Origin of the sequence: Bradyrhizobium shewense (assembly GCF_900094605.1) — a bacterium.
Taxonomy (GTDB): Bacteria; Pseudomonadota; Alphaproteobacteria; order Rhizobiales; family Xanthobacteraceae; genus Bradyrhizobium; species Bradyrhizobium shewense.
This window is the reverse complement of the sequence record NZ_FMAI01000001.1, coordinates 594,009-611,143: the sequence shown is the minus strand read 5'-3', so window position 1 is coordinate 611,143 and position 17,135 is coordinate 594,009. Positions and strand designations below refer to the sequence as shown.

13 protein-coding genes are annotated in these 17,135 nt (G+C 66.0%); 10 read left to right on the top strand and 3 right to left on the bottom strand.

Going from position 1 to position 17,135, the window contains the following annotated elements:
* Positions 1-79 precede the first annotated feature (79 nt).
* The 10 genes from GA0061098_RS02595 (at position 80) to GA0061098_RS02550 (ending at position 13,232) form a co-directional block, all read left to right on the top strand.
* Positions 80-349, top strand: a complete 270-nt coding sequence (locus tag GA0061098_RS02595) for a hypothetical protein (RefSeq protein WP_091953090.1) — start codon at positions 80-82, stop codon at positions 347-349.
* Positions 350-480: 131 nt separating this feature from the next.
* A complete protein-coding gene (ccmI, locus tag GA0061098_RS02590; RefSeq protein ID WP_091953907.1) occupies positions 481-1,590 on the top strand; it encodes a c-type cytochrome biogenesis protein CcmI in 1,110 nt (369 codons plus the stop codon).
* A gap of 37 nt (positions 1,591-1,627) precedes the next feature.
* On the top strand, positions 1,628-2,155 hold the full coding sequence (ccmE, locus tag GA0061098_RS02585; RefSeq protein ID WP_091953087.1) for a cytochrome c maturation protein CcmE: 528 nt from the start codon (positions 1,628-1,630) through the stop codon (positions 2,153-2,155).
* On the top strand, positions 2,152-4,134 hold the full coding sequence (locus GA0061098_RS02580; RefSeq protein WP_091953085.1) for a heme lyase CcmF/NrfE family subunit: 1,983 nt from the start codon (positions 2,152-2,154) through the stop codon (positions 4,132-4,134). The genes ccmE and GA0061098_RS02580 overlap by 4 nt, the downstream gene beginning before the upstream one ends.
* A gap of 4 nt (positions 4,135-4,138) precedes the next feature.
* On the top strand, positions 4,139-4,621 hold the full coding sequence (locus tag GA0061098_RS02575) for a cytochrome c-type biogenesis protein (protein ID WP_028143010.1): 483 nt from the start codon (positions 4,139-4,141) through the stop codon (positions 4,619-4,621).
* A gap of 103 nt (positions 4,622-4,724) precedes the next feature.
* Positions 4,725-6,068: a methyl-accepting chemotaxis protein gene (locus GA0061098_RS02570; RefSeq protein ID WP_091953083.1), complete on the top strand. Its 1,344-nt coding sequence runs from the start codon at positions 4,725-4,727 to the stop codon at positions 6,066-6,068.
* A 221-nt stretch (positions 6,069-6,289) separates the two neighbouring features.
* Positions 6,290-7,867 (top strand): Do family serine endopeptidase, encoded by a 1,578-nt coding sequence (locus GA0061098_RS02565; RefSeq protein WP_091953081.1) that lies wholly within the window; start codon positions 6,290-6,292, stop codon positions 7,865-7,867.
* A gap of 274 nt (positions 7,868-8,141) precedes the next feature.
* Positions 8,142-8,822 (top strand): response regulator transcription factor, encoded by a 681-nt coding sequence (locus tag GA0061098_RS02560; RefSeq protein ID WP_038947105.1) that lies wholly within the window; start codon positions 8,142-8,144, stop codon positions 8,820-8,822.
* Complete coding sequence (locus GA0061098_RS02555) at positions 8,806-10,266, top strand: sensor histidine kinase (protein ID WP_091953079.1); 1,461 nt, start codon at positions 8,806-8,808, stop codon at positions 10,264-10,266. Before GA0061098_RS02560 ends, GA0061098_RS02555 begins: the two co-directional genes overlap by 17 nt.
* A complete protein-coding gene (locus tag GA0061098_RS02550; RefSeq protein ID WP_091953077.1) occupies positions 10,263-13,232 on the top strand; it encodes a bifunctional [glutamine synthetase] adenylyltransferase/[glutamine synthetase]-adenylyl-L-tyrosine phosphorylase in 2,970 nt (989 codons plus the stop codon). Before GA0061098_RS02555 ends, GA0061098_RS02550 begins: the two co-directional genes overlap by 4 nt.
* Here GA0061098_RS02550 and GA0061098_RS02545 read toward each other — a convergent pair.
* From GA0061098_RS02545 to fdhF, 3 genes are read right to left on the bottom strand one after another with little or no spacing between them, the layout of a single operon-like run.
* Entirely contained in the window at positions 13,207-13,437 is a 231-nt protein-coding gene (locus tag GA0061098_RS02545) for a formate dehydrogenase subunit delta (RefSeq protein WP_028143015.1), read from the bottom strand. The two genes, GA0061098_RS02550 and GA0061098_RS02545, sit on opposite strands and share 26 nt — an antisense overlap.
* On the bottom strand, positions 13,427-14,254 hold the full coding sequence (gene fdhD, locus GA0061098_RS02540; RefSeq protein ID WP_091953075.1) for a formate dehydrogenase accessory sulfurtransferase FdhD: 828 nt from the start codon (positions 14,252-14,254) through the stop codon (positions 13,427-13,429). Before fdhD ends, GA0061098_RS02545 begins: the two co-directional genes overlap by 11 nt.
* Positions 14,255-14,258: 4 nt before the next feature.
* A complete protein-coding gene (gene fdhF / locus GA0061098_RS02535; RefSeq protein WP_091953073.1) occupies positions 14,259-17,132 on the bottom strand; it encodes a formate dehydrogenase subunit alpha in 2,874 nt (957 codons plus the stop codon).
* Positions 17,133-17,135: the final 3 nt, after the last annotated feature.

The window sequence follows — 17,135 nt, the reverse complement described above, 5'->3', positions numbered from 1 at the left end:
TCACAATTTGTGGTTGACGGTCCCGGTGGTGCTGCGTACGGTCCCCGTGCAAGTCCGGGGAACTTCTATTTGTGGGCGCATGAAACCCGTTATCAGCTCCATCGAAATTGAAAACCGCATCATTGTTGCCAAGTATCAAAGACTGATGGTCGGCGCCAAAGTGGTGCTGGTCGAGAAGGCAAGCGGTCGGCAACTGTCGGAGACAATCACGAGGGTTGCATCCCCGGTTCCGGTCGGGGCGCTGCGCATCAGATTGCCCGATGCGATCAAGCCGGGAACATACTTCCTGAGGGCCTTCAACGGGCACGGTGAGGACGCCGCGCAAAGCACGGACTTCGATATCGGCTAAGCCGTTGGATTTTCACCGTTTCGAGACCGCACGCGGTCGCGTCAAGTTGACAATTGTCAATTGCCGCATCGTCCGGCCGTGGTGTAAAGCCACCTATGGGCGCGGTTCGTGCGCTGCCGGAAGCTTGCCAGATGACGCTATGGTTCGTGTTCGCGCTGATGACGGTCGCGGCGATTTTCGCCGTGCTCTGGCCGCTTGGCCGCAATGGACGCGCGCAAGACCAGGGCAGCGAGGTCGCGGTTTACAAGGACCAGCTGGCCGAGATCGAGCGTGATCTCGCCGCAGGCCTGATTCCTGCGCCGGACGCCGAGGCTGCGCGCGTCGAGATCAGCCGCAGGCTGCTCGCCGCGGCCGCCAGCGAGCCCGCCATGGCGCCGAAGTCGAATCTCAAATGGCGCCGCGCGGCGGCCGTGCTGGCGCTCGCGGGCCTGCCGCTCGTTGCGATTGGCATTTACATGCCACTCGGCTCGCCCCGGCTTCAGGACTTTCCCCTGGCGCAGCGCGAGCGGGGATCTGGGTCCGGCGTCGCGCAGTCGCTCGAGAATCTCGTCGTGCAGGTCCAGCAGCATCTGGAGAAGAATCCTACCGACGGGCGCGGCTGGAACGTGCTCGCGCCGGTGTTGGAGCGGCTTGGCCGTTTCGACGATGCGGTGCGCGCCTATCGCAACTCGCTCACCTATAATGGCGAGAGCGCGGAGCGCCGGTCCGATCTCGGCGAAGCGATCTCGGCTGCGGCCGGCGGTGTGGTGACCGTCGAGGCCAAGGCGGAGTTCGAGCGTGCGCAGGCCCTGAACGCGGACGATCCCAAGGCGAACTACTTCCTGGGCCTTGCCGCCGAGCAGGACGGCCGCAAGGACGATGCAGCCACGATCTGGCGCGCGCTGCTTGCGAAAGCGCCCGCGGATGCGCCGTGGCGTGCCCTGGTGCAGTCCTCGCTGGTGCGGGTCGGTGGCGGAACGATGCCGGCGCTGTCGGACGAGACGATTGCTGCGTCCAAGGATATGGCCGAAGGCGATCGCAACGCGATGGTGCGCGGCATGGTCGATCGTCTGGCCACCCGGTTGAAGCAGAACGGCGACGACGTCGATGGATGGCTGCGCCTGGTGCGCGCCTATCTCGTGATGGGCGAGCGGGACAAGGCCATGGGGGCATCGGCCGATGCCCGGCAGGCGGTTGCCAGCGACGCCGAGCGGCTGCGCCAACTTAATGAAGGCCTCATGACTCTCGGGCTCGGCGGATGACGATGTCGGGACAAGAGACGCGGAGAACGGATACGCCATGACGCGCAAGCAGCGACGTATGACCATCATCGGCGGTTCGCTCGCCGTGCTCGCGCTCGCGGCCGCGCTGGTGCTCAACGCACTTCGCGACTCCATCGTGTTCTTCTCGACGCCGACCATGGTCGCCGAGAAGCACGTCGAGCCGGGCAAGCGGTTTCGCCTCGGCGGGCTGGTACAGCCCGGCTCGCTCCAGCGCGGCGACAATCTCGCGGTGACCTTCGAGGTTGCCGACGGCAATGCCAAGCTGCCGGTGGCCTATAAGGGCATCCTGCCCGATCTGTTCCGCGAGGGGCAGGGCGTCGTCGCCGAGGGCGCGCTCGACGCCCATGGCGTGTTCAAGGCCGATACGGTGCTTGCCAAGCACGACGAGACCTACATGCCCAAGGATGTCGCCGATGCCCTGAAGAAGCAGGGGCATTGGAAGGACGATTACGGCGGCAAGCCTTCTGACAGCGGCAAGACGTCCGACGCGGGCACGCCCGCGGCGACGACCGCGCAGGGCAATCCGCAGGGAGCAATGCGGTGATCGCAGAATCCGGACATTACGCGCTGGTGCTGGCGCTTGGGCTCGCACTGATCCAGTCAATTGTGCCCCTGATCGGCGCACGCCTGAACGATGTCGCGCTGATGAATGTGGCGCGCTCCACGGCGCTGGCGCAGCTGCTGTTCGTCGGTGCCTCGTTCGTAGCTCTCGTGATGCTGCACGTGAACTCGGACTTTTCCGTCGCGAACGTCTACGAGAACTCCCACTCGATGAAGCCGCTGCTCTACAAGATCACCGGCGTGTGGGGAAACCATGAAGGCTCGATGCTGTTGTGGGTGTCGATCCTCGCGTTGTTCGGCGGGCTGGTCGCAGCGTTCGGCAACAATCTGCCGCTGTCGCTGCGCGCGCACGTGCTTGCCGTGCAGGCCTGGGTCGCCAGCGCCTTCTATCTGTTCATCCTCGTGACGTCGAACCCGTTCCTGCGTATCGCGAGCCCGCCGATCGAGGGCCGCGATCTCAATCCGGTGCTCCAGGACATCGGCCTCGCCGTGCATCCGCCGATGCTCTATCTCGGCTATGTCGGCTTCTCGATCTCGTTCTCCTTCGCGATCGCGGCGCTGATGGAGGGCCGGATCGACGCGGCCTGGGCGCGCTGGGTGCGCCCGTGGACGCTGGTCGCCTGGATCTTCCTGACGCTCGGCATCGCTATGGGCTCGTACTGGGCCTATTACGAGCTCGGCTGGGGCGGCTGGTGGTTCTGGGATCCGGTCGAGAACGCCTCGCTGATGCCGTGGCTCTCCGGCACCGCGCTGCTCCATTCGGCGCTGGTGATGGAGAAGCGGAACGCGCTGAAGGTTTGGACCATCCTGTTGTCGATCCTGACCTTCTCGCTGTCGCTGCTCGGTACTTTCCTGGTGCGCTCGGGCGTCATCACCTCGGTGCACGCCTTCGCCACCGATCCCACCCGCGGCGTGTTCATTCTGCTGATCCTCTGCCTGTTCATCGGCGGCAGCCTGGCCCTGTTCGCGGGCCGCGCCACCTCGTTGAAGCAGGGCGGCCTGTTCGCGCCGATCTCGCGCGAGGGGGCGCTGGTGCTGAACAACCTGCTGCTCACGGTTGCTTGCGCTGTCGTGCTGTTCGGCACGCTCTATCCGCTCGCGATGGAAATGCTCGCCGACTTCAAGATGTCGGTCGGTGCGCCCTTCTACAACCTCACCTTCGCGCCGCTGTTTACGCTGTTGCTGCTTGCCGTGCCGTTCGGGCCGATGCTGGCGTGGAAGCGCGGCGATCTGCTCGGCGTGACGCAGCGCCTGCTCGCGGCGGGCGTCGCCGGGCTCGTCGCCGTCGCCATCGCCTGGGGCTGGGCGAGCGGGGGCAGCACGCTGGCGCCGCTCGCGATCGGGCTTGGCATCTTCGTCATCGGCGGCGCGGTCACCGACATCGTCGAGCGGACCGGCCTCGTGCGGCTGCCGTTCGCAACGGTGCTGCACCGGGCGCGCGGCATGCCGCGCTCGGCCTGGGGCACGGCGTTCGCGCATGCCGGCCTCGGCGTCGCGCTGATCGGGATCGTCTGCGAAACCACCTGGAACAGCGAATATATCGCGACCATGAAGCAGAACGACGTCGCCCAGATCGCCGGATTCGACGTGAAGCTCGACGGATTGCTGCAGCGTCAGGGCCCGAATTACCGCGAGATGATCGCCGAGTTCAATGTCAGCCTCGATGGCAAGCCGCTCAGCGTCATGACGCCCTCCAAGCGCAGCTTCACCACCCGCGGCTCCTCGACCACCGAGGCCGCGCTGCTGACGCGCGGCGCGAGCCAGCTCTACATTTCGCTCGGCGAGGCCAATGCCGAGGGCGCCATCGCCGTGCGTATCTATTACAAGCCGATGGTGCTCATGATCTGGTGGGGGCCGGTGCTGATGGCGTTCGGCGGAGTGCTGTCGCTGTCCGACCGGCGTCTGCGGGTCGGCGCGCCGAAGCCGGCGCGGGCCAAGCAGCGCCTCCAGCCGGCGGAGTGATCCGATGCGCCGGATGATGGCCGCGTTCGTCCTGCTAATGCTACTGGCCTTGCCGGCGGCCCACGCCGTGCAGCCCGACGAGATCATGCCGGACCCCGCCAAGGAAGCTCGCGCTCGCGAGCTGTCGCGCGAGCTGCGCTGCATGGTCTGCCAGAACCAGTCGATCGACGATTCCGATGCGCCGCTGGCGCGCGATCTGCGGCTCCTGGTGCGCGAGCGCATCGGCGCTGGCGACAGCAACTCGCAGGTGCTCGACTTCCTGGTCGCGCGCTATGGCGAGTTCGTGCTGCTGAAACCGCGCTTCGAACGTCAGACCCTGCTGCTGTGGCTGCTCGGGCCGCTGCTTCTGATCGGCGGTGGCCTGGCACTGTGGCTGCAAATCCGGCGTCGCTCGCGGAGTGGTGCAGACGTACCTGCTCCGCCGCTCACTGCGGACGAACAGGCGCGGCTCGCCGCGTTGATGTCCGATGATGCGAAGTCGTCCTAGCCTACGTAATGATACTTAGGCCGCTTGGCGCAGCTTGTTTATGCTCTGTTGACCTTTGTCTGGAAGCTTGTCGCAAGATTCGATTCCAGCCTTTGAGTCCCCGATGTTCGCGAACAGCAATCTCACGATCCGCTTCCTGGTCGGCGCCGTCGTCGCTGCATTATTGTTTCTGCTGGGCATCGGCGGCGGCACCGGCTTCATCGCGGTGCTCTATCTCAACAACGAGATCACCAGCCTGTCGGCGGACTTCGCCGCGCTGAGCGGCCCCGCGCGCGACCATGCCATGCAGATCTACCAGCAGGCGCAGACCGCGTTCTCCTATTTTCTGATGGCCTGCGGCGTGATCGCCGTCGTCGCCGTCGCAATCTGCCTCACCACCTGGTTCACCGTGCGCAACGGCATCCTCAGTCCGCTGGCCGCGATCGTGCATGCCATGCGCGAGGTCGCCGACCAGAAATTCCAGACATCGGTTCCGGGGCTCGGCCGCACCAACGAGATCGGCCTGCTCGCCGGTGCGCTGGAGGTCTTCAAGACCAATGGGCTCGAGCGACGCCACCTCACCGAGCAGCAGCTGCGCGAAGCCCAGCACCAGGCCGAGCGATCGAAATTCCTGGACGACCGGATCAAGCGCTTCAACGAACTCGTCGCGAGCGTCGTCGACAGCGTGGCCTCATCGGCCGTGCACCTGAAGAGCAACGCCGAGACGCTGTCGCGGACCGCCAACGACACCAGCACCAAGGCCAATGCGGTCGCGAGCGCCGCGAGCCAGGCCAGCGCCAGCGTGCAGACGGTCGCCGGTTCTGCCGAGGAGATGACGAACTCGATCGGCACGATCAGCCGCCGCGTCACCGACGCGACCCAGCGCGCCGAGGGCGCGGCGTCCCAGGCGGAGAAGAGCCGCGACACCATCCACACGCTGTCGGATGCCGCCGACAAGATCGGCGAGGTCGTGCAGCTCGTGCAGGCGATCGCATCGCAGACCAATCTGCTGGCGCTGAACGCCACCATCGAGGCGGCGCGGGCAGGGGAGGCCGGCAAGGGGTTTGCGGTGGTCGCCTCCGAGGTGAAGAATCTGGCGCATCAGACCAGCAAGGCGACGGAGGAGATCACCTCTCATGTCGCCAGCATTCAGGGCATCACCGCGGAGACGCGCGGCGCGATCGACGGCATTTCCAAGACGCTGTCGGAGATCTCGTCCATCATGTCCGGCATCGAGGTCGACACCGCCCAGCAGCGCAACGCCACGCAGGAGATCACGCGCAGCGCCCAGAACGCCGCGCACGGAACCCTCGACGTCTCCAACCATATCGTCCAGATCACCTCGACCTCCGCGCAGACCGGCCGCATGGCCGCCGAGGCGCGGGATTCCGCGGTCGACCTGTCGCAGCAGGCCGCGACCTTGAAGCGCGAGGTCGACGAGTTCATCGTCAGCGTCAGGGCAAGCTGAGCGCGCCAAAACGCGCCTGCGACGCCATCACGGGAACTCGCTTAAGTTCCTGTGAGGCCACAATTTTCGGTCTGCGCTAAACTGCCGCATCAAACCCGCGCCTTCATTACAAAAGTTTAACCCCGCCGCCAGCGCACGGTAAGGCGGGAGTCCCCATCTTCAGGACCGTAAGGTGCCGCCATCGGGCACCAAATGGATTTCAAGGCCCTGGAGATCTCCGCATGACCGACCGTCCCGACCTCTCGAACCTTCCGTCCTACCGGCAGCCGCGCCGGTCGGTGTTTTCCGCGCGCAAGTTCGCGCTGATGGCCTCTGTCGTCGCCGGTCTCGGCGCGGCCGTCTATGGCTTAAGCCCCTCGAGCTCGCCGGCCGACCTGTTCTCGAGCCCGGCGCATGCGCAGGTCAACAACGAGGTCCGCAAGGTCGAACGCCCGGTCGGTTTCGCCGACATCGTCGAGCGTGTGAAGCCGTCGGTGATCTCGGTGAAGGTCAACATCAAGGAGAAGACCGCGAGCAACGATGATGGCGATGATTCGTCCTCGCCGTTCCAGCCGGGCTCGCCGATGGAGCGCTTCTTCCGCCGCTTCGGCGGTCCGGATGGTTTCCCGGGCCTGAAGGGTGGCCGTGGCCGCGTCGTGCAGGGTCAGGGCTCGGGCTTCTTCATCTCGGCTGACGGCTTTGCCGTGACCAACAACCACGTGGTCGACGGCGCCGACAAGGTCGAGGTCACCACCGATGACGGCAAGACCTACACCGCCAAGGTGATCGGCACCGACCAGCGCACCGACCTCGCTTTGATCAAGGTCGAGGGCAGCTCGAACTTCCCGTTCGCCAAGCTCGCCGACGCCAAGCCGCGCATCGGCGACTGGGTGCTCGCGGTCGGCAATCCCTTCGGTCTCGGCGGCACCGTGACCGCCGGCATCGTCTCGGCGAGCGGCCGCGACATCGGCAACGGTCCGTATGACGATTTCATCCAGATCGACGCGCCCGTGAACAAGGGCAATTCCGGCGGTCCCGCTTTCGACACCAACGGTGAGGTGATGGGCGTCAACACCGCGATCTACTCGCCCTCCGGCGGCAGCGTCGGCATCGCGTTCTCGATTCCCGCGAGCACCGTGAAAAGCGTGGTCGCCCAGCTCAAGGACAAGGGCTCGGTCAGCCGCGGCTGGATCGGCGTGCAGATTCAGCCTGTCACCTCCGACATCGCCGACAGCCTCGGCATGAAGAAGGCTGAAGGCGCGCTGGTGGCGGAACCTCAGGCCAACGGTCCGGCCGCGAAGGCCGGCATCGAGTCCGGTGACGTGATCACCGCGGTCAACGGGGAGTCCGTCAAGGACGCCCGCGAGCTTGCCCGCACCATCGGCGGCATGGCGCCCGGCGCGACCGTGAAGCTCAACGTGCTGCACAAGGGCCAGGACAAGGTCGTGAACATGACGCTCGGCCAGCTGCCGAACACGGTCGAGGCCAAGGCCGACAACGACAATGACAGCGGCAAGGGTGCGAGCAAGGGCACCGACGTGCCCAAGCTCGGCATGACCGTTGCTCCCGCCAATTCGGTGGCCGGCGCCGGCAAGGAAGGCGTCGTGGTCACCGAGGTCGATCCGAAGAGCGCCGCGGCCGAGCGTGGCTTCAAGGAAGGCGACGTGATTCTCGAAGTCGGCGGCAAGAGCGTGGCCACCGCCGGCGAAGTCCGCGACGCCATCAACATGGCGCGGACCGACAACAAGAACAGCGTCCTGATGCGCGTGAAGAGCGGCGGCCAGTCGCGCTTCGTCGCGGTGCCCCTCGCCAAGGGCTGAGGCTTCAGGAGGCCTACAAGATGAAGGGTGTCGCCGGCATCAGTCGCCCCCGCCGACGGCGCCCTTCGGGGAAGCAGCGCAACGTTCGCTTCCCCTCTCTACCTTCCGGTGGAATTACGCCCCCCTCCGTCGGAAGGCCTAGGGCGGTGAGGTCCCCCCAGCTTCACCGCCCGCCTTTTTCTCGATGCCAGAGTCTCCCACTCGGCTTGCATGCGATTGCCGCTCGCGCCATGTTTAGAGAAGGTTGACCTCCTTGACCGCCGCCGAACGCACGATGCGCCTCCTCATCATTGAAGACGACCGCGAATCCGCCGACTACCTCGTGAAGGCGTTTCGCGAGGTCGGACACATTGCCGACCACGCCGCCGACGGCGAGGAAGGCCTCGCCATGGCCGAGAACGGCGATTACGACGTGCTGGTGGTCGACCGCATGCTGCCCAAGCGCGACGGCCTGTCGCTGATCGGTGCACTGCGCGACCAGGACAACACCACGCCGGTGCTGATTCTGTCCGCGCTCGGACAGGTCGACGACCGCATCAAGGGCCTGCGCGCCGGCGGCGACGACTATCTGCCGAAGCCCTATTCCTTCGCCGAGCTGCTGGCCCGGGTCGAGGTGCTGTCGCGCCGCCGCGGGGGACCTGCCGAGGACACGCTCTACCGCGTCGGCGATCTCGAGCTCGACCGGCTCTCCCATCGCGTCGCCCGCGGCAAGGACGAACTGACGCTGCAGCCGCGCGAATTCCGCCTGCTCGAATATCTGATGAAGCATGCCGGCCAGGTGGTGACGCGCACGATGCTGCTCGAGAACGTCTGGGACTATCATTTCGATCCGCAGACCAACGTGATCGACGTGCACATTTCGCGGCTGCGCTCCAAGATCGACAAGGGCTTCGAGCGGCCGCTGCTGCACACGATCCGCGGCGCCGGGTACATGATCCGTGACGGCATTCGGTAAACTCGTCCGCACCACGGCGTTCCGGCTGACGCTGGTCTATCTGCTGCTGTTCGCGATGTTCGCGGCCTCGCTGCTGGCCTATTTCGCCTGGAATACGCGGCGGCTGATCACCGAGGAAATCACGCAGACGGTCAATGCCGAGACCTCGGAGATCTCCGAGATCTACGGCCGCCGCGGCCTGCGCGGCCTGGTGCTTGCGATCGAATATCGGGCGCTGCGCCCGGGCGCCAACCTCTATCTCGTGACGACGCCCACAGGGCAGGCGATCGCCGGCAATGTCGGCTCGCTGGCACCCGGCGTGATGGCGACGCGCGGCTGGTCGGAGACCGCCTACCGGCGCATCGAGGACGCCGACGACCGCGACCATCGTGCGCTCGTGCGCGTCACCGAACTGGAAAATGGCTTCCGGCTTCTGATCGGCCGCGACCTCGCCGAGCGGCGCCGCCTGTTCGGCATTGTCGCCAAGGCGGCGCAATGGTCGATCCTGATCGTCGTCGTGCTCGGTCTCGGCGGCGGCATCTTCGTCGCGCGCCGCGTGCTGAGGCGCATCGACGCGATGACCGGGACCGCGCAGCGCATCATGACCGGCGATCTCAGCGGGCGTCTACCGGTGGGGCGTAGCGGCGACGAACTCGACCGTCTCGCGGAAAATCTCAATGCCATGCTGGAGCGGATCGAGGCGCTGATGGCTGGCTTGAAGGAAGTCTCCGACAACATCGCCCACGACCTCAAGACGCCGCTGACGCGCTTGCGCAATCGCGCCGAGGAGGCGCTGGCGAAATCGGGCTGCGAAGCCGATTACCGCGCGGCGCTGGAGCGGACCATCGAGGAATCCGACGGTCTGATCCGCACCTTCAACGCGCTGCTGATGATCGCGCGCGCGGAGTCCGGACAGGCGCGCGGCAACATGGATGATTTCGACGCCGCCGATGTCGCCAACGGCATCCACGAGCTTTACGAGCCGCTCGCCGAGGATGACGGCATGACCTTGAAGGTCAAGGCCGAGCCGACGCCGGTTCACGCCAATCGCGAGTTGATCAGCCAGGCGCTCGCCAATCTGGTCGAGAATGCGATCAAATACGGCAAGCCGGTCGCGCAGACTGGCGGAACCGTGGTCAGCATGGACGCGAGGCCGATCACAATCGAGGCCAGACGCGACGGCGACAAGGTGCTGCTCAGCGTCACCGATCGCGGTCCCGGCATCCCCGAGGCCGACCGCGCGCATGCTGTCGAACGATTCGTGCGCCTGGAAGCGAGCCGCACGCTGCCGGGCTCGGGCCTTGGTCTCAGCCTCGCCTCGGCTGTTGCGACATTGCACGGCGGTGAGTTGAAATTGGGCGATGCCCAGCCCGGTCTCGTCGCCACGCTGGTGCTGCCCGCGCGCGCCGGGGCCGGCGACAGGGTTGCTCCGCCAATACCGGATGTGCCACAGAAGGTGGCATGAACCACTCCGCGCCGGGAAACGCGGACAAGCATGGTGAGAGGCTGGCCGCGCGCTTTGCGGAGGCTCCCCATATTGCCGCTTCCACAACCGACGAACGACGTCTTGAAAGCTGGCTGTCCGAGCTCGAGCCGGCCCAATCGGCGCGTCTCGAAACGCTGCTGGCGCAGCCCTTTGCCCGGGACATCCTGGAGGGGATTGCGGAATTCTCGCCCTATCTGTTCGATCTGGTGCGCGCCGATGCCTTGCGCCTGATCCGGCTGCTCGAATGCGATCCGGATGCGCATCTGACGGCACTGATCGCGGAGGCGAGGGGGGCGGTGCTCGCGGCCTCTGACGAGGCCGAGGTGATGCGACTGCTCCGCCGCATGAAGGCCGAGGCCGCGCTCCTGACTGCCCTGTGCGACATTGGCGGGGTCTGGCCGGTGATGCGGGTGACGGCGGCGCTGACCGATGTCGCGGTGTCCTCGGTGCAGGCGGCGCTCCAGTACCTGCTGCGGCAGGAAGCCGCACGTGGCAAGATCTCGCCGCCCAATCCCGAGGCGCCCGAGGAAGGCTGCGGGCTGATCGTGCTCGCCATGGGCAAGATGGGTGCGGGCGAGCTGAACTATTCCAGCGATATCGATCTCATCGTGTTCTTCGATCCTGATGCGACAACGCTGGCAGCGGACATCGAGCCGCAGCCGTTCTTCGTTCGGGTCACGCAGGGGATGGCGCGCATCCTGCAGCAGCGCACCTATGACGGCTACGTCTTCCGCGTCGATCTGCGCCTGAGGCCCGATCCGTCCTCGACGCAGGTCGCGATCTCCAGGGACGCCGCGCTGAACTACTACGAGCGGGAAGGGCGCACCTGGGAGCGCGCGGCGATGATCAAGGCGCGTGCCTGCGCCGGCGATTCCAGCGCGGGCGAAGCTTTGCTCGCCGAGATCGCGCCTTTCGTCTGGCGCAAGCATCTCGACTTCGCCGCGCTCGCCGACGTCCACGACATGAAGCGGCAGATGCAGACCTATCGCGGCCAGAGCGAGGTCGCGGTGGAAGGGCACAATGTCAAGGTCGGCCGCGGCGGCATCCGCGAGATCGAGTTCTTCGCGCAGACCCAGCAATTGATCGCCGGCGGCCGCCATCCGGAATTGCGGGTGCGGTCGACGCTGAGGGCGCTCGACATTCTCGCGTCCAGTAACTGGATCACCCCCGCTGCGCGCGACGAGCTGACCGTTGCGTATGAATTCCTGCGCCGGGTCGAGCATCGCCTCCAGATGATCGCCGACGAGCAGACCCACGCGCTGCCCGAAGACAAGGACGCAGTCGAGCGCTTTGCGCGCTTCTTCGGCTATGCGGATCGCGAGGCCTTTGCGAGCGAGCTGCTGCGGCAGCTCAAGATCGTGCAGGGGCACTACGAAAAACTGTTCGAGGGCGACGATCCGACCGGCACGGCAAAACTGCCGGCGCTCGACTACAGCGCAGGCCCCGAGGATCCGCGCCTGCTCCAGCACCTCGCAACGCTCGGCTTCAAGAAGCCGGCCGCCGTCGCGCAGACGGTGCGTGACTGGATCACCGGTGACTATCGCGTGTTCCGCAATGAGGCGACGCGCAGCGCCTTCGTCGAGTTCGTGCCGGCCCTGATCGACGGTCTCGCCCATGCCGAGGAGTCGGATCGCGCCGTCGTGGCGTTCGATCAATTCCTTGGGGCGCTCCAGCGCGGCGGCCGGCTGATCACGCTGCTCGGCCAGAACCGCGAGCTCGTCGCGCTGGTGGCGCTGGTGCTCGGCGCTGCGCCGCGGCTCGGCGAGATGTTGGCGCGGCAGCCGCAGCTCATGGACGGCCTGATCGATCCGCGCTTCTTCGGCGCCATGCCGGACAGGCAGGAATTGTCGGGACGGTTAGCTGCGACCGTGCAGGATGCCGGCTCATACGAAGAGTTCCTCGATCGCCTGCGCTTGTTCGGGCAGGAGAGCCTGTTCCTGATCGGCACGCGTATCCTCTCCGGCACCGTCTCGGCGCAGCACGCCAGCACGGCCTTTGCCGATGTCGCCGAAGGCATCGTCCACACCGTGCACGGCCTCGTTGCCGACCGCTTCGCGGCCCAGCATGGCCGGATCAAGGGACAGGAGACCGCGATCATCGCGATGGGCCGGCTCGGCAGCCGCGAGATGACGGCCTCGTCCGATCTCGACCTGATCCTGCTCTACGATTTCGACAGCGACAATCCGGACTCCGATGGGGCGAAATCGCTGCAGGGCGCGCATTATTTTGCTCGCTTCACGCAGCGCCTGATCAGCGCGTTCACGACGCGCACCAATTACGGCGTGCTCTACGAGATCGACATGCGGCTGCGTCCTTCAGGGCGCGCCGGTCCAGTGGCCTCGAGCCTCGTCTCATTCGCGGATTACCAGGCCAACGAGGCCTGGACCTGGGAGCACATGGCGCTGACGCGGGCGCGCGTGGTGTCGGCTTCGCCCGAATTCCGGATGCGGATCGAACGCGTCATCCGCGACGTCCTGACCCGCCGCCGCGATTCCGGAATCACCGCCAACGACGTCGCCGACATGCGGCGCGCGATCGCCCAGGAGAAGGGCGAGGCCGATTGCTGGGATCTCAAACATGCCGCCGGCGGCATGGTCGACATCGACTTCATCGCGCAATATCTGCAGCTCGTTCACGCGCACGATAAGCCGGAGATTCTCGACGTCAGCACGATGCAGGTGCTCGACAATGCATGCAGGCTCGGCGTCCTCCCGCAATCGGAGACCGAGATATTGCGTGCCGCGGCGCGGCTCTATCACGACCTCACGCAGATCCTGCGGCTCTGCGTCAGCGACCGCTTCAAGCCCGAAACCGCCGGCACGGATCTGCAGCGCGTCATGGCACGTGCCGGCGATGCGCCGGATTTCTCGTCGCTGGAGGCGCGCGTGAAGGAGACCCAGAGCGAGGTGCGGCGCGTGTTCAGGGCGCTGCTGGAAGGGACGTAGCCTTCAACGAGCTGAGCGCCTGGCGGACGTCAGGCTCCAGCCCCGCGCCGCCGGCATCGAGATGGGCGAAGATCGCGCGCTTCATCCGAGGATCCCAGAACTTCTTGATGTGCTCGGCAATCCCCGGCACGGCCTTGCCGTGGCCCTGGCTCTCAAAGAACTTGCCGATCTGGTTGGCCATGTAGATCAGGCGGTCAGGCGACATCGGCAACCTCCGTGGCATGGCGAGCGGCGACCCGGTCACCATGCGAAAACACTTCGAACCCGTCCTGGCGGGCAATGGCGATCAGCGTGATGCCTGCGGCCTCCGCAGTGCGCACTGCGAGCGCGGTGGGCGCGGACACCGCGACCATCACCGGCGCGCCGATCGCGGCGGCCTTCTGCACCATCTCGACCGAAACGCGGCTCGTCAGCAGCACCATGCCGCCGCGCGTATCCGTCCGGCTGCGCGCCAGGGCGCCCGCGAGCTTGTCCAGCGCGTTGTGGCGTCCGACATCCTCGCGCAGCGCGACGATGTGGCCGGCAGGGGACCAGAACGCGGCGGCGTGAACTGCGCGGGTCTGCAGATTGATCGATTGCAGCGGCGCGATGGCCTGCATCGCCGTCATGATTTCTTCCGGCGTGAAGCTCTGCCCGTGCGGCACGACCGCTGCGGGGCGCACGGCCTCGGCGATGGACTCGATGCCGCAGATGCCGCAGCCGGTGGGCCCCGCGACGTGGCGGCGGCGCTCGCTGATGAGCGTCGCATCTTCCGCCGTTAGCCACATCCTGAGCTCAATGCCGTCGTCGAGGCGGACAATGTCGAGTGACTTGATGTCGTCGACCGACTTGATAATGCCTTCGTCGAGACTGAAGCCGACCGCAAAATCCTCGAGGTTCTGCGGCGTCCCCATCATGACGGCATAGGTGCCGCCATTATAGGTCAGCGCCAGCGGCGTCTCCTCCGGGATGAACCGCGTTCCTTCGGACGCGACGCCGTTACGCCAGATTCCGCGATCGATCGCCTGGACAGCTACATGCATGCGGTTACTCCGCGGCCTCGGCCGGCGCGATGCGGCGGGACTGTCGCGCCTGCGCGTCATAGGCCTTCTGCCAGTCGGACGGGCCGTTCGAGGGCGAGACCTCGACCGCCGTCACCTTGTATTCGGGGCAGTTGGTGGCCCAGTCCGAATAGTCGGTCGTGATGACGTTGGCCTGCGTGTCCGGATGGTGGAAGGTGGTGTAGACAACGCCGGGCGCCACGCGATCGGTGATCTCCGCACGTAGCGTGGTCTCGCCGGCGCGGCTCTTCAGCCGCACCCAGTCGCCGTCGCGCACGCCGCGCTGTTCGGCATCGTGCGGATGAATCTCCAACCGATCCTCGGCATGCCAGACCACGTTCTCGGTGCGCCTTGTCTGCGCGCCGACATTGTACTGGCTGAGGATGCGGCCCGTGGTGAGCAGCAGCGGATAGCGCGGGCCGGTGCGCTCGTCGGTTGCGACATATTCGGTGACGACGAACTTGCCCTTGCCGCGAACGAAGCCGTCGATATGCATCACCGGCGTACCCTCCGGCGCCTTCTCGTTGCAAGGCCACTGCACCGAACCAAGCTCGTCGAGCTTGGCGTAGGAGACGCCAGCGAAGGTCGGCGTCAGCGCCGCGATCTCGTCCATGATCTCGGATGGGTGGCTGTAGTTCATCTCGAAGCCCATCGCCTTGGCAAGGCCGATGGTGACCTCCCAGTCGGCCATGCCGTTCTTTGGCGTCATCACCTTGCGCACGCGCTGGATGCGGCGTTCGGCGTTGGTGAAGGTGCCGTCCTTCTCGAGGAAGCTCGAGCCGGGCAGGAAGACATGGGCGTAGTTCGCGGTCTCGTTGAGGAAGAGATCGTGGACGATGACGCATTCCATCGCGGACAGTGCAGCCACCACGTGCTTGGTGTTGGGATCGGACTGCAGAATGTCCTCGCCCTGCACGTAGATCCCCATGAAGGTGCCTTCGACCGCGGCGTCGAACATGTTGGGAATGCGCAGGCCCGGCTCGGGGTTGAGCTTGACGTTCCACAGCGCCTCGAACTGGTCACGCACGGCATCGCCGGAGATGTGGCGGTAGCCGGGCAGCTCGTGCGGGAACGAGCCCATGTCGCAGGAGCCCTGCACGTTGTTCTGGCCGCGAAGCGGGTTCACGCCAACGCCGGGACGGCCGATATTGCCAGTGACCATCGCAAGGTTCGCGATCGCGATCACGGTGGTCGAGCCCTGGCTGTGCTCGGTGACACCGAGGCCGTAATAGATCGCACCGTTGCCGCCGGTGGCGTAGGTGCGGGCGGCTTCGCGCAGATCCTTCGGGTTGACGCCAGTGAGGATGGCGGTGGCTTCCGGGCTGTTCTTGGGCTGCGCGACGAACGCCGCCCATTCCTCGAACTCGCTCCAGTCGCAACGCTCGCGCACGAAGGCTTCGTTGACGAGGCCCTCGGTGACGATGACATGCGCCAGCGCGGTCATGACCGCGACGTTGGTGCCGGGCATCAGGGGCAGGTGCAGCGCCTTCACATGTGGCGATTCCACCATCTCGGTGCGGCGCGGATCGATTACGATCAGCTTGGCACCCTGGCGCAACCGCTTCTTCAGGCGGGACGCGAACACGGGATGAGCGGAGGCCGGATTGGCACCGATCACAAGGACGACGTCGGTGTCCTCGACCGAGTCGAAATCCTGCGTACCGGCGGAGGTGCCGAAGGTGGTGGCGAGGCCGTAGCCGGTCGGCGAGTGGCAGACGCGGGCGCAGGTGTCGACATTGTTGTTGCCGAAGCCGGCGCGGATCAGCTTCTGCACCAGATAGGTTTCTTCGTTGGTGCAGCGGGACGAGGTGATGCCGCCGATGGCGTCGCGGCCGTATGTCTTCTGGATGCCGCGCATCTTGGCGGCCGCGAACGAGAACGCCTCATCCCAGGACACTTCGCGCCAGGGATCCTCGATCCGTTCGCGGATCATCGGATTGAGGATGCGTTCGCCGTGGTTGGTGTAGCCCCAGGCGAAGCGGCCCTTGACGCAGGAATGGCCGCGATTGGCCTTGCCGTCCTTGTAGGGCACCATGCGCACGACTTCCTCGCCGCGCATCTCGGCCTTGAAGGTGCAGCCGACGCCGCAATAGGCGCAGGTGGTGACGACGGAGTGCTCGGGCTGGCCGATCTCGATCACCGACTTTTCGGTCAGCGTTGCAGTTGGGCAGGCCTGCACGCAGGCTCCGCAGGAGACGCATTCCGAGCCGAGGAAGCTCTCGCTCATGCCCGGCGAGACGCGGCTGTCGAAGCCGCGGCCGGAGATGGTCAGCGCGAAAGTGCCTTGCACCTCCTCGCAGGCGCGGACGCAGCGCGAGCAGACGATGCACTTGGAGGGATCATAGGTGAAATAGGGGTTGGACTCGTCCTTCGGCATCCAATGGTCGTTGTCGCAGCCGTGGCTCTTGGCGAAGACGTGGTTCTCGCCCTCATAGCCGTAGCGCACGTCGCGCAGGCCCACGGCGCCGGCCATGTCCTGCAATTCGCAATCGCCATTGGCGCCGCAGGTGAGGCAGTCGAGCGGATGATCGGAGATGTAGAGCTCCATGACGCCCTTGCGCAGCTTCTTCAGCCGCTCGCTCTGGGTGTGAACGATGAGGCCGGGCATCACCGGCGTGGTGCAGGACGCCGGCGTGCCGGCGCGGCCCTCGATCTCGACGAGGCAGAGACGGCAGGAGCCGAACGCGTCGACCATGTCGGTGGCGCAGAGCTTTGGGATCTGGTGGCCCGCGTCCATCGCGGCCCGCATGATCGAGGTGCCCTCGGGCACCGTGACCTCATTGCCGTCGATGGTCAGCGTCACCATCGTTTCCGATTTGGAAGCCGGCGTGCCGAAGTCGATTTCTTCGATCAGAGACATTGT